The 16506-nt window shown below is 71.8% G+C and carries 13 protein-coding genes; 1 reads left to right on the top strand and 12 read right to left on the bottom strand.

What is annotated here, in order from left to right:
* Nucleotides 1–74: 74 nt before the first annotated feature.
* The 9 genes from rfbD to rplU form a co-directional block, all read right to left on the bottom strand.
* Nucleotides 75–959 (bottom strand): dTDP-4-dehydrorhamnose reductase, encoded by an 885-nt coding sequence (rfbD, locus tag ABZ172_RS21375; RefSeq protein ID WP_356885329.1) that lies wholly within the window; start codon nt 957–959, stop codon nt 75–77.
* Nucleotides 956–1942 carry a dTDP-glucose 4,6-dehydratase gene (rfbB, locus tag ABZ172_RS21370; protein ID WP_356885328.1) on the bottom strand — a complete coding sequence of 329 codons (987 nt, stop codon included), beginning with the start codon at nt 1940–1942 and terminating at the stop codon, nt 956–958. Before rfbB ends, rfbD begins: the two co-directional genes overlap by 4 nt.
* A complete protein-coding gene (locus ABZ172_RS21365) occupies nt 1939–3006 on the bottom strand; it encodes a glucose-1-phosphate thymidylyltransferase (protein ID WP_356885327.1) in 1068 nt (355 codons plus the stop codon). The genes rfbB and ABZ172_RS21365 overlap by 4 nt, the downstream gene beginning before the upstream one ends.
* Before the next feature lie 157 nt (nt 3007–3163).
* Entirely contained in the window at nt 3164–4426 is a 1263-nt protein-coding gene (locus ABZ172_RS21360; RefSeq protein WP_356885326.1) for a glycosyltransferase family A protein, read from the bottom strand.
* Nucleotides 4427–4681: 255 nt separating this feature from the next.
* Complete coding sequence (locus ABZ172_RS21355) at nt 4682–6886, bottom strand: hypothetical protein (protein ID WP_356885325.1); 2205 nt, start codon at nt 6884–6886, stop codon at nt 4682–4684.
* 135 nt (nt 6887–7021) lie between these two features.
* Nucleotides 7022–8521, bottom strand: coding sequence for a bifunctional cytidylyltransferase/SDR family oxidoreductase (locus tag ABZ172_RS21350; protein WP_356885324.1), 1500 nt, complete (start codon nt 8519–8521; stop codon nt 7022–7024).
* A 365-nt stretch (nt 8522–8886) separates the two neighbouring features.
* Complete coding sequence (gene obgE, locus ABZ172_RS21345; RefSeq protein ID WP_356885323.1) at nt 8887–10323, bottom strand: GTPase ObgE; 1437 nt, start codon at nt 10321–10323, stop codon at nt 8887–8889.
* Between the two features lie 138 nt (nt 10324–10461).
* Nucleotides 10462–10719, bottom strand: a complete 258-nt coding sequence (gene rpmA, locus ABZ172_RS21340) for a 50S ribosomal protein L27 (RefSeq protein WP_014045902.1) — start codon at nt 10717–10719, stop codon at nt 10462–10464.
* Nucleotides 10720–10733: 14 nt separating this feature from the next.
* Complete coding sequence (gene rplU, locus ABZ172_RS21335; RefSeq protein WP_015577124.1) at nt 10734–11054, bottom strand: 50S ribosomal protein L21; 321 nt, start codon at nt 11052–11054, stop codon at nt 10734–10736.
* Between the two features lie 276 nt (nt 11055–11330).
* On the opposite strand from rplU, the gene ABZ172_RS21330 reads away from it, so the two are divergent.
* Nucleotides 11331–11936: an acyltransferase gene (locus ABZ172_RS21330; RefSeq protein ID WP_356885322.1), complete on the top strand. Its 606-nt coding sequence runs from the start codon at nt 11331–11333 to the stop codon at nt 11934–11936.
* Nucleotides 11937–12040: 104 nt separating this feature from the next.
* Here ABZ172_RS21330 and ABZ172_RS21325 read toward each other — a convergent pair whose 3' ends face one another.
* From ABZ172_RS21325 to ABZ172_RS21315, 3 genes are read right to left on the bottom strand one after another with little or no spacing between them, the layout of a single operon-like run.
* Nucleotides 12041–13324, bottom strand: a complete 1284-nt coding sequence (locus ABZ172_RS21325) for a nucleotide sugar dehydrogenase (RefSeq protein WP_356885321.1) — start codon at nt 13322–13324, stop codon at nt 12041–12043.
* Entirely contained in the window at nt 13321–14949 is a 1629-nt protein-coding gene (locus ABZ172_RS21320) for a glycosyltransferase (protein ID WP_356885320.1), read from the bottom strand. Before ABZ172_RS21320 ends, ABZ172_RS21325 begins: the two co-directional genes overlap by 4 nt.
* On the bottom strand, nt 14946–16469 hold the full coding sequence (locus ABZ172_RS21315; protein WP_356885372.1) for a glycosyltransferase family 4 protein: 1524 nt from the start codon (nt 16467–16469) through the stop codon (nt 14946–14948). Before ABZ172_RS21315 ends, ABZ172_RS21320 begins: the two co-directional genes overlap by 4 nt.
* Nucleotides 16470–16506 lie beyond the last annotated feature (37 nt).

The following is a 16506-nucleotide window of genomic DNA, read 5'->3' as shown; positions in this document are numbered from 1 at the left end:
GCCGGAGGGCGCCGCGTCCACGGCGGTGTCCGGGCCCTCCCCATGGGGAGGGCCCGGACACCGGGAGCCGCGGATCAGGGACGTTCGGCGGCCAGCAGGGCGGGAAACGCCTCCTTGAGCGCCGCCTGCCAGTCGCGCACCGGTTCGATCCCGGCCGCCGCCCAGCGGTCGTGGCCCAGCACGCTGTACGCGGGGCGGGGAGCCGGCCGTACGAAGGCCTCGCTGGTGGTGGGGAGGACCCGCTCCGGGTCGGCACCCAGCAGTGCGAAGATCTCCCGGGTCAGGCCGAACCAGGTCGTCTCGCCGCCGCTGGTGCCGTGGTAGACGCCCGCGGGGGCGGTGCCGGCGCGGGCGGCCTGTCCGAGCCTGACCAGCCGGTCGGCCAGGTCGGCCGTCCAGGTGGGCTGGCCGCGCTGGTCGTCCACCACGTCGAGGGTGTCCTTGACTCCCTCCAGCCGGATCATCGTGCGGACGAAGTTCCCGCCGCCGGCGCCGTACAGCCAGGCGGTCCGGACGACGTACCCGGTGTCCGGAAGGGTCTCCAGGACCGCGCGCTCCCCGGCGAGTTTCGTCCGGCCGTACGCGCTGCGCGGTCCGGTGGGCGCCTCTTCGGGGTACGGCCGCCCGGCGTCGCCGGCGAAGACGTAGTCGGTGGACACCTGGAGGAGGACGGCGCCGTGCTCGCGGCACGCCTCGGCGAGATGCGCGGCTCCCTGTCCGTTGACGCGGAGGGCCGCGTCCTCCTGGGTCTCGGCGTCGTCGACGGCGGTCCAGGCGGCGCAGTTGACGACGACCTGCGGGCGCAGCCGCTCGAAGGCGGCGCGCACCGAGGCGGGGTCGGTGATGTCGACGGTGCCCCGGCCCGCGGCGACGGCGGTGACGTCCTCCCCGGCCAGCCGGGCCAGCACGTCGCGGCCCAGCATTCCTTCGGCCCCGGTGACCAGCCAGACGGCGCTCACAGCGCTGCCCGGTCCTTCAGCGGCTCCCACCAGGCGCGGTTGTCGCGGTACCACTGGACGGTGTCGGCGAGGCCGGCGGCGAAGTCGGTGCGGGGCTCGTAGCCGAGCTCCTCGCGGATCTTGGTGCAGTCGACCGAGTAGCGCCGGTCGTGGCCCTTGCGGTCCTCGACGTAGGTGACGCTGGTCTCCCAGTCGGCGCCGCAGGCTTCCAGGAGCAGCCCGGTGAGCTCCTTGTTGGAGAGCTCGGTGCCGCCGCCGATGTTGTAGACCTCGCCGGCACGGCCCTTGGTGCGGACGAGCTCGATGCCCTGGACGTGGTCGTCGATGTGCAGCCAGTCGCGCACGTTGGCGCCGTCGCCGTACAGCGGCACGGTCCTGCCGTCCAGGAGGTTGGTGACGAAGAGCGGGATGACCTTCTCGGGGAAGTGGTGGTGCCCGTAGTTGTTGGAGCAGCGCGTCACCCGCACGTCGAGGCCGTGGGTGCGGTGGTACGAGAGGGCGATGAGGTCGCTGGACGCCTTGGCCGAGGAGTACGGCGAGTTGGGCTCGAGCGGGTGGGTCTCCGGCCAGGAGCCCTCGTCGATCGACCCGTAGACCTCGTCCGTCGAGATGTGCACGAAGGTCGTGATGCCGGCCAGGTGGGCGGCGTGGATCAGGGTGTGGGTGCCCACGACGTTCGTGCGGACGAACTCGGCTCCGCCGTCGATGGAGCGGTCGACGTGCGACTCGGCGGCGAAGTGCACCACCTGGTCGTGCTCGGCCATCAGCTTGCCGACCAGTTCGGCGTCGCAGATGTCGCCCTGTACGAAGGTGAAGCCCGGGTGGTCGCGGACCTCGTCGAGGTTGGCCGGGTTGCCCGCGTAGGTGAGCTTGTCCAGGACCGTCACGGCGACGTCGCCCGGTCCCTGCGGGCCCAGCACGGTACGGACGTAGTGGGAGCCGATGAATCCGGCCCCGCCGGTCACCAGGATGTGGGTCGTCATGAAGAGATCTGCACCTTGCTGTGGTCACCGAGCACGAGCCGGTGGGCGGACGGGTTGCGGGGCGCGGGGGTCACTTCGACGTCCCGGCCGATGAGCGAAGCCTCGACGCGGCGGACCCCGGAGACGGACGCGCCGCGCAGGACGATCGAGTACTCGATCTCGCTGTCCTCGATCCGGCAGTTCTCCGAGACCGAGGTGAACGGACCGACGTAGGCGTCGGTGATGACCGAGCCGGCCCCGATGATCACCGGGCCGACGATCCGGCTGCTGGTGACCCGGGCCCCCGCCTCGATCCGCACCCGTCCGATGATCTCACTGCTCTCGTCGACCGTCCCCTCCGTGACGCCCCGGAGCGTCTCCAGGACGGAGCGGTTGACCTCCAGCATGTCGGTGACGTTGCCGGTGTCCTTCCAGTACCCGGAGATGGTGGTGGAGCGGACGTCGCGCCGCTGGTCGATCAGCCACTGGATGGCGTGGGTGATCTCCAGCTCGCCGCGCCAGGACGGCTCGATCGCGCGTACGGCCTCGTGGACGGCCGGGGTGAAGAGGTAGACGCCGACCAGCGCCAGATCGCTCTTCGGCTCCTTCGGCTTCTCCTCCAGGGAGGCGACCCGCCCCTGGGCGTCGAGCTCGGCGACACCGAAGGCGGTCGGGTTGGGCACCTTGGTCAGCAGGATCTGGGCGTCGGGGCGGTCCGCGCGGAACTCCTCGACCAGTCCGGTGATCCCTCCGACGATGAAGTTGTCGCCGAGGTACATGACGAAGTCGTCGTCGCCCAGGAAGTCGCGTGCGATGAGCACCGCGTGCGCGAGGCCCCGGGGCTCGTCCTGGGGGATGTAGGTGACGTCGATGCCCAGCGCGGATCCGTCGCCGACGGCCTCCCGGATCTCCGGTGCCGTGTCCCCCACGATGATGCCGACGTCGGTGATGCCCGCCTCGGCGATGGCTTCCAGCCCGTAGAAGAGCACGGGCTTGTTCGCCACCGGGACCAGCTGCTTGGCCGACGTGTGCGTGATGGGACGAAGACGGGTGCCCGCCCCACCGGAGAGTACGAGAGCCTTCACGTTGCCCCTGTCCAGATGGTGATATGTAGATCTCTTGGGAGATCATGAATATTGTGCGAGTTTATCCCTGGGTGCCCCGCGGCCCGGCCGTCGGGCACCGACGGGGACGAGAACGCCCCTCCGGGTGAGGCGAGTGGGCTACGGGCCGGGTCCGGGGTCATCCGGTTCTCAGGCGTGAGCGCCAGCCGCGGAGCTCCCTGCGCAGCCGCCGGACGACGCGCCGCGGGGTGGACGGCTGGTCGGGCGCCGGCCTCAGCATCCGCTTGGGCCGCCTGACCCGGTCGCCGCCGCGCCAGTCGGGCACGGTGACCTGGTAGTCGGCGTCCCGGAGTCCGGCCTCCTCGTCCCGGAAGTGCGGGTAGGCGAGGAAGAGCTTGTCCCCCTTGGCCGAGGGGACCAGGTCGGGGACCTCCTTGGACTGGAGGTACCTCAGCACGTCGGCCAGCAGGTCGAGGCGGCCGCGTGCGACGCAGGCGAGCCGCAGCCGCTCGGCGACCTTGATCCGCCGGGCCACCCCGCCCGTCCAGTAGCTCCGCATCAGCGGGGCCGCGAGCTCCATCTTGTGCCGCTGTTCGTCCTCCGGCTGCCGCAGCAGCCCGGGGCCGAACTGCTGGAGCATGCCGACCGTGAAGGGCCTCACCATGAGGAGATCGCGCTTCGGCCCGGCCGGCTCCAGCCGGTGGATGAGGGCCATCATGGCCTCCATCGCGTCGAAGCGCGGGACGTACCCGCCCCGCTTGGTGGCGTGCTTGCCGTCGTCGCGGCCCACCAGGTGGTAGCAGGTGTAGTCGGCGATGACCGAGACCCCGGCGCCGCGCAGGTACGCCTCCATCGTGAAGAGGGCGTCCTCGCCGGTCTTGAGACGCTCGTCGAAACGCAGGCCGATGCGCTCCAGCAGGTCCCGCCGGAAGAGCTTCTGCGCACTGAGGGTGTAGATGATCTTGGAACGGTGGACGTCGACCCGCTCCTCGGTCCGCGCCCACATCGACTTGGGCGCCCCCCGGTTGACCCCGACCACCTTGCCGAGGACCACGTCGGTGCCGGCCCGGTCGCCCATCGCGACCATGCGCTCCAGGGCCTCCTCGCCGAAGTAGTCGTCCGCGTCGAGGAAGAAGACGTACCGGCCGCGGGCGAGCCCGAGGCCGACGTTGCGCGGGCCGCTGGGGCCCCCCGAGTTCTCCTGGCGGACGACGCGCATGTCGATCGCGGTCCGGGCGGCGAACTCCTCCAGGTACTCCCCCGTGCCGTCGGTCGACCCGTCGTCGACGGCGACGATCTCCATGCGTCCGGCCGGAAGCGTCTGCGCCTCCACGGACTCCAGACAGCGGATCAGGTACGGCATCGCCTCGTAGGCGCCGACGATCACGGTCACGTCGGGCGTGGTGACGGTGTCGGCGGTGGTCGTGGTGGTCGTGCCCATGTCTCCCCGGTTCAGATAAACGCACTTATCAGGAGAAACGATGGAACGACGGCACATGCCTGGTTCCGATACGGACACGCCGAACGGCCCGTACGTTCCCCTCCCCGAGGAGGAGACGGACGGGCCGTCCTGTGGGTTGCGCCGTGTACCGGACGAAAATCGGCCGGGCGGCGACGCGGCGGAGAACTCCGGGTGAACCGGCGGGCGTCCGGCCCGCGCCCGCGCGAGGCGGCGGGGCGGGCCAGACGCCGGTGGTCAGCGGACCGTCGTGGGCCCCGCGCCGATCCCGGCGTCGGTCTCCGGCGCGTCGGGGGCGTCCGGTGCGTCCGGGTCGACCGCGGCTTCGGCCTCGGCGATGATCTCGGCCGTGCCGTCGCCCACACCGCTGGACTCCGCCTCGGCGTCGGGCAGGGGCGCGGGGGGCTGCTGCCCGCCCACCCGCTGCGCGACGCCCGCGTTGCGGACCTCGGCCTTGGCCGCGAGCGCGGCGACCGCGGCGTTGAACTGCTCCATGGACGTCGGCTCGTCCGGGCCCAGCAGGTAGGTCTTCAGCTCGTGGCGGTCCTCGGCGAGCGGGTCCGACGACGGGTCGGCGACGGCCCGCAGCAGTGCGTCGATCTCCGCGGCGCTGTTGGAGAGGATGACGGCGGCCCGCACGGCGGTGTTCTGACGCTTGAACTCCTCCGCCCCCAGCTCGGCCGAGTCCGTGACCGCGTAGGGCTTGCCGCTCGCGATGAAGTCGGACACCACGCTGGAGATGTCCGAGACCATGGCGTCGGACTGGTTGAAGCAGTCGTACAGCTTGGGCTGCGCGCCGGTCACCGTCTTGTGCTCCCACCAGCCGAAGGAACGCCAGTAGGCGTCGTTCCACTGCGCGCGCAGGGTGACGGTCTCGGCCAGGCGGGCCGGGTCGGCGAGCGAGAGGCGGGAGACCTCCGACTCGTCGCCGCCCGCGCGGCCCGGCTTCGCCAGCTCCGCCAGGCGTGCCTCGATCCGGACCAGCTCCGCCTTCGCCTCACCGTGGGCGGCAGCGGCGTCGGCGGCCTCCTTGACCCAGCGGGGGTCGGCGGCGCGCTTCTGCGCCGAGGCGGCGAGCAGGTCCTCGATCCTGGCGTTGACGGCCTTGGCCTTGGCGCTGCGGATGCCCGTGAAGGGGTGCGGCTTGTAGATGACCCGGACCGGGCTGTCCGCGTCCAGCAGGCGGCGGACGATGTTCTCCCCGGCCAGCAGCAGCGAGGTGTTGCCGGGGTTGTCGTCCCAGCCCTCCCAGGTGGGGGCGTACAGCACCGTGGGGACGGGGTTCCGGGTGGTGCCGGTCCAGCTCTCGATCGGCGCCAGCTGGGGCCGCCCGACCTCGACGATGTCCTCGTCGCGCACGCCGACGTCGGCCAGGGCGTAGCGGTCGCGGCCCGCCCGGCCCGCCGTCCACACCTCGTCGTACACCTTGGAGTACGGGTTGACGCTGGCCAGCTTGTCGCTGTCGCCGTGTCCGATGAAGACGTGCTTCATGGTCGGGACGCGCAGCATGTGGATGTTCTTGCCGACGTTGGCCGGGTACAGGCACACACGGACCGTCGAGAGGTTCATGTTCATCAGGTGGGTGCCGCCCGGCACGCAGATCACGGGCACGGACGTCTCCGCGAGCTGCGACACGAGGTTCCGCTCACGCATGACGATCAGCGGGCGGCCCTCGACGGCCGCCATGGTGTCCAGCCACATGTTGCCCTGGTAGGCGGACTCGCTGGAGCCGGAGAAGTAGAGCACCACGGTCGGCTGGTACTCGCCCAGCCAGACGTCCAGGGCCTTCAGCACGGCGGGGGCCGAGGGCGCCTGCCGCTTCCGGCGCAGGTACGGGACGAGCAGCGCGTTGTAGCCGAGGGCCAGCAGCAGGGTCAGGGCGGCGCCGGCGTACCCGATGACGTCCTCACCCGTGCCCGCCGCGATCAGGACGCCCACCACCGCGGGGAGGTCGAGGTGGAGCATCTTCTCGCTGGCCCGGTGCAGCAGCGCGCGCGGCGGCCCGTCCGGGATGCGGACGGCGTGCAGGTCCACGTTCCGCGTGACGATCGGCAGCGAGCGGCGCAGCCGGATCAGCGTCGTCAGCGCGCCGTGCGGAGCCTGCAGACCGTAGAAGAGGAGGAAGCACGCGACGGCGGCGTAGAAGAGAGGTTCCTGCGAGAGGTCCAGACGGGCCAGGAGCAGGATGATCATCAGCTGGCGGAGCAGGAAGCGGATGGACAGCCCGGCCCGCACCTTCCCCAGCCTGTTGACCAGATAGCTGCCGCGCTGGTGCAGGTACCAGTCCGCGACGTACGTGACAGCCGTGGCCGCCGCGAAGAACCAGATATCGGGGACGAGAGCGGCGACCATGACGCAGGGATAACCCAGCATCATCAGTATCGCTGCCGCCAGTTCTGACCGGCTGCCCACACGGGCCAGGCGGATGGCTGTCGAAATCACGAAGAACCTGCTCCAGGGGGTGCCGGTTGTTTCACGTATGGAGGGAATTGTGAAGGTGCGGCTTCACGCAGTCGGGCCCCTGCAATCACCGAAGGTGATTCCAGAGGCCCGGAAAAGCACAATTGTCAAGAATTATTACACATCTTCCTGACGGTCCAGCACCGAGGCCAGGGCCTGCTCGAACCCGGAGGCCTCCGTGACGTCACGGGTCGGGTCCTGCTGCCGCACGTCGATGACGTGGCCGGTCATCGCGGACAGGAGGACGTCGAGCGAGGTGCGCGCCACGGCCTCGGAGGAGAGCAGCGAGCCCTCAGGCTCCTGGCCGAACGCCTTGGTCCGCATGGGCGTCGCGGTGCGCTCCGGGTTCACGCAGTTGACCCGGACACCCTCGCCCGCCCATTCGTCGGCCAGCGCCTGGGTGAGGTTCACCATCGCAGCCTTGGTGGAGGAGTAGAGGCTGTATTCGGCACGGCCCCGGGTGTAGCTGCTGGAGGTGTACAGGAGCAACTGCCCCTGGGTCTCCGCCAGGTACTTGTAGGAGGCACGGGCGATCTGCACGGGCGCCAGGTAGTTGACGTTCAGCGCTTCCTGGATCGTCGCGGTGTCCGTCTCGGCCAGCTTGCCGATGCGCAGCACGCCCGCCGTGTTGATGACGTAGTCGATGCGGCCGGTCTCGGCGTACGCCTTCGACAGCGCCTCGTCGACGTGCTCGGGGTTCTCCACGTGCGTGCCGGTGGTGGAGCGGCCCAGGGCGTACACCTTGGCGCCGTACTGCTCGGCCAGCGTGCCGATGTCGGCGCCGATGCCGTACGAACCGCCGAAGACGACCAGGGTCTTGCCCGAGAGCAGTTCGCGGTAGGCGGCCTCGTCGGCCTGGCGCGGCGCCGCGGTGGAGGCCAGCTGGAACAGCTTGTCGGTGATGAAGACGTCGACCGGCTGGGTGACCTTCATGTTGTACTCGTCGCCCGCGACCACGTAGATCGGCACGTCGGGGAGGTACCGCAGGACGACCGAGCAGTCGTCGGTGGCCTGGAAGTTCGGATCGCCGGCCGCGACCTCGTACGCCTTGCGGATCGTGGAGAGCTTGAACGCCTGCGGGGTCTGGCCGCGGCGCAGCCGGGACCGGTCCGGGACGTCGGTGATGAACTCGCCGTCCTCGCCGTGGGTCCGGGTCACGATGATCGTGTCGGCGGACGGGATGGCGACGTCGACGGCCTGGTAGCGGCCGAGTGCTTCGACGCAGTCGGTGATGACGCGCTGCGAGAGCAGCGGGCGGACCGCGTCGTGGAAGAGGACGTTGCGGTCCTCACCCTCGGCGAGGCCCTCGCCGAGGGCCTCGATGGCGCGCTCGGTGGTCTCGTTCCGGGTGCTGCCACCCTCGATGACCTTGACGACCTTGGTCAGCCCGGCCTTGGCGACGATCTTCTCCACGTCGGGCACGAAGCCCGGCGCCATCAGCACGATGACGTCGTCGATGTCGTCGGCGTTCTGGAAGATGGTCAGCGTGTGCTCGATGACGGCCTTACCGGCGATCTTCAGCAGCTGCTTGGGGATCGACAGGCCCACGCGTTGGCCGGTCCCACCGGCGAGCACGACCGCTGTGGTCCGGGGCTTGGCTTCATGCGGCACAGACACAGACACAGACGACCTACCTTGCGATGACAGGGGGGAACAGTGTGATGGTCGCACTCTCCGCGACCGTCTCGCAAGGCGGACGTTTACTGCCACTCGCCCGTGGGAAACCTGCAGTTCACCGTCTGGCCAGGGAGATTGGCCCTTCCGGGGCTCCGCCCCGCGCCGCCGGACTCCACAGATGTGTGACGCAATCTGCACATGAGCGCCCGCGGCGCACCCTTCGCCCGGCACGTCCCGGTGTCTCCGGGGCCCGGCGGCACCGGGCGGCCCGGCGTGCAGCCCCGGTGTCCGGCGCGTGGAGCAGCCCGGTCCGCGCGGTGCCGGGGAGCACCGCACGGCCGTGCGGGCGGTGCTCCCGGCGCTTCCTAGAAGGGGTCGAAGTCGTCGTACTCGCGCTGTGCGTCGTCGCGCTCCGACTCGCGCTCGCGGCGCCGCTGCGCGGCGGGGCGGGGCGCCTCCATGCGGTGGTCCTCACCGCGCCGGCCCAGCATCTCGGCGCCGGCCGCCATGGTCGGCTCCCAGTCGAAGACGACCGCGTTGTCCTCGGGACCGATGGCCACGCCGTCGCCGGCCTGGGCGCCCGCCTTGCGGAGCTCGTCCTCCACGCCGAGGCGGTTGAGCCGGTCGGCGAGGTAGCCGACGGCCTCGTCGTTGTTGAAGTCGGTCTGCCGGATCCAGCGCTCGGGCTTCTCGCCGCGCACGCGGTAGATGCCGTCCTCCTCGACCGTCACGGTGAAGCCCGCGTCGTCGACGGCCTTGGGGCGGATGACGATGCGCGTCGACTCCTCCGCCGGCTTGCTCGCCCGCGCCTCGGCGATGATCCCCGCCAGGGCGTAGCTGAGGTCGTTGAGGCCCTTGTGCGCGATGGCCGAGACCTCGAAGACGCGGTAGCCGCGCTCCTCCAGGTCGGGGCGGATCATGTCGGCGAGGTCCTGGCCGTCCGGGATGTCGACCTTGTTGAGCGCGACGATGCGCGGGCGGTCCTCCAGACCGCCGTACAGCCGGAGTTCCTCCTCGATCATGTCGAGGTCGGAGAGCGGGTCGCGGTCCGACTCCAGCGTCGCGGTGTCCAGCACGTGCACCAGGACGGAGCAGCGCTCGACGTGCCGCAGGAACTCCAGGCCGAGTCCCTTGCCCTGGCTGGCGCCCGGGATGAGCCCCGGGACGTCGGCGATGGTGTAGACGGTGGAGCCCGCGGTGACGACGCCCAGGTTGGGGACGAGGGTCGTGAACGGGTAGTCCGCGATCTTCGGCTTGGCCGCGGAGAGCACCGAGATCAGCGAGGACTTGCCGGCGCTCGGGTAGCCGACGAGCGCGACGTCGGCGACGGTCTTGAGCTCCAGGACGATGTCCCGGCTCTCCCCCGGCTCGCCGAGCAGCGCGAAACCGGGCGCCTTGCGGCGGGCGGAGGCCAGCGCGGCGTTGCCGAGGCCGCCGCGGCCGCCCTGGCCGGCGACGAAGGTGGTGCCCTGGCCGACGAGGTCGGCGAGCACGTTGCCCGCCTTGTCGAGGACGACGGTGCCGTCCGGGACGGGCAGGACGAGGTCCTGGCCGTCCTTGCCCGACCGGTTGTCGCCCGCGCCGGGCTGGCCGTTCGTGGCCTTGCGGTGAGGGTGGTGGTGGTAGTCGAGCAGCGTGGTGACGGACTGCTCGACGACGAGGATCACATCGCCGCCGCGTCCGCCGTTGCCCCCGTCGGGGCCGCCCAGCGGCTTGAACTTCTCACGGTGCACGGAGGCCACGCCGTGGCCTCCGTTACCCGCGGCGGCATGCAGCTCGACGCGGTCCACGAAGGTGGTCATGGTGGGGCCTCCAGGTACAGCGGAAAAATACGGAATGTCTCTGTGCGTAACGCGCCGAGGGCGGACCCGCTTCCCCGGTCACCGGGAAAGCCGAGATCCGCCCTCGGAAGGTGCTGTGACGTTCAGCCGTTGCCTGGATCAGGCAGCGACGGGAACGATGTTCACGACCTTGCGGCCACGGTGCGTACCGAACTCCACCGCACCGGCGGTCAGCGCGAACAGCGTGTCGTCGCCGCCACGGCCGACGCCCGTGCCCGGGTGGAAGTGGGTGCCGCGCTGGCGGACCAGGATCTCACCGGCGTTGACGGCCTGACCGCCGAAGCGCTTCACGCCGAGCCGCTGAGCATTGGAATCGCGCCCGTTCCGAGTGGACGATGCGCCCTTCTTGTGTGCCATGTCTCCTCAGTCCCTTACTTCGCAGCCGCGGGGATACCGGTGACCTTGATCGCCGTGTACTGCTGGCGGTGACCCTGGCGACGGCGGTAACCCGTCTTGTTCTTGTAGCGAAGGATGTCGATCTTCGCGCCCTTGTGGTGGTCCACGATCTCGGCCTGGACCTTGATGCCGTCCAGCACCCAGGGGTCGCTGGTCACGGCGTCACCGTCGACAACGAGCAGGGTCGAGAGCTCGACCGTGTCGCCAACCTTGGCGGTGGAAATCTTGTCAACCTCAACGATGTCGCCGACAGCAACCTTGTGCTGGCGACCACCGCTGCGCACGATGGCGTACACGCGGATCTCTCTCTCACTCGGAACGGATCCCCTGATGCCAGCCGCCCGCACGGGCCGGGGCCCACGACAGTCCGGAAGGATGAGCGGCCTCCCCCGGGGACGGATCACCGGGAGGGATGTGCTCAGGGGGTAGGCGCACAGAAACACGCCGAGGGTCAAGATTACGGGGCGCGTCCCGGGGGGTCAAACCGGCCTCGGGCCGCCGCCGCCACCCGGACGGGCCCGCCGGAGGGGTCGTACGCTTTGTCCCGATCCGTTCCGCGAAAGGTGCTGCACGTGAACTACAGGCTCCAGCCCACCGCCCAGGTCGACGAGAGCGCCGAGATCGGGGACGGCAGCAGCGTCTGGGACCTCGCCCAGATCCGCGAGGGAGCCAGACTCGGCACGGGCTGCGTGGTCGGCCGCGGGGCGTACGTGGGCACGGGCGTGCGGATCGGCGACAACGTCAAGCTGCAGAACTACGCCCTGGTGTACGAGCCGGCCGAGCTCGGTGACGGTGTCTTCGTCGGCCCCGCCGTGGTCCTCACCAACGACCGCAACCCGCGCTCGGTCGGCCCGGAGGGCCGGCAGAAGCGCGGCGGCGACTGGGAGGCCGTGGGCGTGACGGTGGCCGAGGGCGCCTCGCTGGGCGCGCGGTCCGTGTGCGTCGCGCCCGTGCGGATCGGCCGCTGGGCCCTGGTGGCGGCGGGCGCCGTCGTGACCGCGGACGTCCCGGACTTCGCCCTGGTCGTGGGCGTGCCGGCGCGCAGGATCGGCTGGGTGGGGCGCAGCGGCGTCCGGCTCGTCGAGCGGGCGGGCGAACCGGGTGTCTGGGAGTGCCCGCGGACCGGCGCCCTGCACGACGAGGCCGGCGGCGCCCTCACGGAGCGCACCGCCGGCTGACCCGGGGGCGCGCCCCTGCCGGAGGGGACGGGGGAGGGCCGGCGCACGCTCCCCGGGGGGGGCGTCCGGGACGGTGCCCGCTCCCCCGGCCGGTCCGCGCGGGGTCAGCCGCCGATGACCACCCGGCGGACTCCCTCCCACCGGGCCGGGTCCGTCGTGCGGCGGCCGTCGACGAGGACGCGTACGTCCGGCAGGCTCCGCGCGGACAGCTCGCGGTACTCGGGGTGGTCGGTCTGGAGGATCGCCGCGGTGACGGTCTGGTCCTCGTGCGGGACGAGGCCCTGGGCCCTCAGCTCCTCGGGCCCGTAGAGGGGGTCGGACACGAAGGCGACAGCGCCGCGCTCCGCGAGCGCCTCGACCACGCCGAAGACCCCGGAGAACGCGGTCTCCTTGACGCCGCCCCGGTAGGCGGCGCCCAGCACGAGGACCCCGGCGCCCTCCAGGTCGCCGTAGGCGGCGGCCAGCAGGTCGACGGCGTAGCGGGGCATCGCGGCGTTGGCCTCGCGGGCCGCCCGCACGACGGTCGCGCGCGGGTCGTTCCACAGGTACATCCGCGGGTAGACCGGGATGCAGTGGCCGCCGACGGCGATGCCCGGCCGGTGGATGTGGCTGTAGGGCTGGCTGTTGCAGGCGTCGATGACCTGTTCGACGTCGATGCCGTGCAGGTCGGCGAAGCGGGCGAACTGGTTGGCCAGACCGATGTTGACGTCCCGGTAGGTGGTCTCGGCGAGCTTCGCCAGCTCGGAGGCCTCCGCCGTGCCGAGGTTCCAGACGCCGTTGCGGCGGGGCAGGTCGTCGCGCTCGTCGAAGTCGAGCACGGTCTCGTAGAAGGCGACGCCCCGCAGCGCCGAGGCCTCGTCGATGCCGCCGACGAGCTTGGGATAGCGCCGCAGGTCGGCGAAGACCCGGCCGGTCAGGACGCGTTCCGGGGAGAAGACGAGGGCGAAGTCCCGTCCCGGGGTGAGCCCGGACCCCTCCGCGAGCATCGGTGCCCAGCGCTCCCGGGTGGTGCCGACCGGGAGGGTGGTCTCGTAACTGACGAGGGTGCCGGGCCGCAGCCCGGCGGCGACGGCCTTCGTCGCCGCGTCCATCCAGCCGAAGTCCGGGGTGCCCTCGGCGTCGACGAACAGCGGTACGACGATCACGACGGCCTCGGACGCCGCGACCGCGGCCGTGGTGTCCGTCGTTGCGGAGAGCAGGCCCGCGGCCACCGTCTCGGTGAGCCGGGCGGCCAGGCCGTGCTCGCCGGGGAACGGTTCGGTGGCCGCGTTCACCAGGGCGACGACCCGCTCGTCGACGTCCGCCCCGACGACCGTGTGGCCCCGGGCGGCGAACTGCACGGCGAGCGGGAGCCCGATCTTGCCCAGGGCCACTACGCAGATGTTCATCGGTTCCGCTTCCTCTTCGGTGTCAGCAGCCTCCCCAGCCCGGTGAACGGTCCGTTCCGGGGCTCGGTCAGGGGGGCCGTCGTGATCACGAGCCGGCCCTTGGTGTTCGGCCTCGCCGCGACGCGGTGGGGGACGGCTTCGCCCCATCTGCGGGCCAGCGGCATGGGCCGCCCCTCGGTGCGCACGGGGATCTCGTACGTCGACCCCGCCACGTCGACGTAGACGCGTAGCCCCTGGACGGCCGGGGACGCGGGGACCGGGACGCGCGCGCTGACCCGGGTGCCGCGCCCGTCGGCGGTCGCCTCGGTGGTGACCTCGCCCGGGGCCGGCGGGCGCCCGTGCCCCGCCGGCAGCCGGCGGGCGCCCGCCCGGTCCGCACTCTGCGGCATGGCCCTCCCGGCGAGGGCGACCGTCACCGAGCCCACGTCGCCGACGACCCCGAGCCGCAGCCGCACGGTGAGCCAGAGGTCCGCACCGGTCTGCTCCCAGTCGGCCGACTCGAAGTGGGCGGCCGCCGCCAGCCTGCCCGCCACCGTCTCGCCGAGCACCTCGTAGTACCGGTCGTCCAGGCCCACCCCGGGGTCCCGGAACGCCGGGTAGACGGCGAAGGCGCGGGCTCCCTCCAGCAGGAAGGGCGGGGCCCCGGAGGCGGCCTCGTCGGTGATGGTCCTGCTCAGGGCCGCCGTGGCGCCGCGTCCGGCCAGACCGAAGCGGACCCGGCGCTTCACGCCCGTTCCGTCGCGCAGCGCGTCGGTGTAGTACGCGTCCAGCAGCACGGACAGCCCCGCGCACAGCCGCTGCCGGGTGTCGGCGCCGAGTGCGGGGAAGTCCGTCAGCAGGAGCTTGGAGAGCTCCCAGGCGAAGTGCCGTGCGAGGAGCGCGTCCCGGTGCGGGCCGGCCGGGACGAGTCCGGCGGCGTGGTCCATGATGCGGGCGGTGCACCGCAGCCGGGACAGGTGGTCGGCGCGGTAGGTGATGTTGCTCGCGTCGTTCCGCTTGACGGCGTAGTAGCAGATGTAGTCGGCGAGCACCGAGATCCTGCGGGCCCGGAGGCAGGCCTCGATGGTGAACGGCTGGTCGCTGCCGACCGGCAGGTCCTCCAGGAAGCGCAGCCGGTGCCGCTCCAGCAGCTCGCGCCTGAACAGCTTGGTGTTGGCCAGGGTGAACGGCAGGGCCGAGTCGAACAGGCTGATGTCGGGGGCGTTCTCGGCGTACAGCTTCTGGTGGACGTACCGTCCGCCGGTGCCGACCATCCGGCCCGCGACGACGTCCGAGCCGTGGGCGTCCGCGCAGGCCACCAGGCGCTCCAGGGCCTCCTCGCCGAGGTGGTCGTCGGAGCCGACGAAGTGGACGAAGCGTCCGGTGGCCCGGTCCAGGGCGCGGTTGCTCGGGGCGGCGGGGCCGCCCGAGTTGGGCTGGCGCAGCACGGTCACGACGCCCGGGTACCGTGCGGCGAACCGGTCGAGCTCGGCCGCGCTGCCGTCCGTGGAGCCGTCGTCGACCGCGATCACCTCGAGGCGGTCCGGTCCGATGCTCTGTCCCACCAGGGAGTCCAGGCACTCCGTCAGGTAGGGCATCGTGTTGTACACGGCCACGATCACGGTGACGTCGGGGCGCCCCGTCACGGGGCCACCGGCGCCATGCGTTCACCCACCGGGGTGCGTGCGCCCTCGACGAGCCGGGAGTAGACCCCGTCGAGGACCGCGGCCTGGGCCTCCCAGGTCCATTCCGCGAGCATGCCCGGCCGCAGGTAGGCGTCCCGGTAGCGTCCCGGGTCGGCGAGCACCGCGGACACCGCCCGCACGTAGTCCGAGACGTCCTCGGCGGTGAAGACCTCTCCCTGCCCGGTGGTGGCGACCATCGCGCCCATCGTCCGGACGTCACTGACGACGAGGGGCAGCCGGGCGTGGGAGTACTCGAAGAACTTGGTGATCAGGGCGATCTCGTGGTTCGGCCAGTGGTGGATCGGGATGACGCCGACGTCCGCCGCCGCCAGGTGGCGGACGACCTGGTCGTGCGGCACGTACGGCAGGACGTGGACGCGGTCCTGCACCCCGAGCACGACCGCCCGTTTCCTGAGCGCCTGCATGTAGGGCGCGTTGCCGCGCGGGACGACGAACGCGACGTGGGTTCCCGGGAGCTGCGGCAGCGCCTCGACCATGATGTCGAGCCCGCGCTGCGGGGCGGCGGATCCGCTGTAGACCGCCAGCGGCACCTGCGGGCCGATCCCGCACAGCGCCCGCAGGTCGGGGACCGGCTCGGCGGACGCGTCCGCGGGGGTCTCGGCGTCGGGGGCGTTGAGGACCACCTCGGGGAGGGCGTTCAGCCCGTGGTGCTCGGCCAGCATCCGCGCCAGGGTGGCCGACACGGTCGTGACGGCGTCCGCGTACTTGGCGTGCTCCCGTTCGTGGGCACACTGGGCGACGTGCCAGCGCGGGTGCGGGTTCCAGGGCTTGATGCCGGGCAGGAACTCGTGCGCGTCCCAGACCAGCCGCACGGTGCGGCCCCTGGCCTCGGCCCGCAGCTTGGCGCGGGCGCCCACGCCGAGCATCCGGAAGTCGTTGGCGTGGATGAGGTCGGGCCGCAGCGCGTCGATGACCTTGCCGTAGGCGAGCTCCAGGTCCCACAGGCCGGGGTCGAGCCGGCGCCAGGCCCGCTCCCCCATCGCCCGGACCCAGAAGGCCGTGGTGAACCGGTCGAGCGGGCCGTCCATGTCCTTGCGGCGGCGCTCCAGCGCGGCGGTGTGCCGGGCGCGCAGCCGGACCCAGCGGTGCAGGGCCCGGGACAGCAGCCGGGTCGGCAGCAGGCAGGTCCGCGCGACGGCGGAACCGGTCCGCCCCGTCTCGATGACCTGGAGGTTGAGCTCGGCGCGCCAGGCCTTCATCCGCTGCTTGCGGTACTCGGCCAGGGGGCCCGGCGGGTAGGCGAGCGGCGCGCGCAGCACGGCGCGGCGGTACTCGTGGCGGCGCCGGTGCAGGGGCGTCGGAACGGGCAGCAGGCGCACCCGGGCCCCGCCCAGCCGCCAGCTCCGCGCCTTCTTGTCGGGGGACTTGCCCAGGAGCACGACGTCCCAGCCGGCCGCGGCGGCCGACAGGGCCTCCTTCTGCACCCGGGAGTCGCCCTTCACCCCGTTCTCGACCAGCATGACGACCGTCCCGCGCCGGGGGCCGGTGACCGGACGT

The organism is Streptomyces sp. NPDC006296 (assembly GCF_040613235.1).
Taxonomy (GTDB): Bacteria; Actinomycetota; Actinomycetes; order Streptomycetales; family Streptomycetaceae; genus Streptomyces.
Note: the sequence above shows the minus strand (reverse complement) of the source record. Positions and strands in the feature narration are given on the sequence as shown.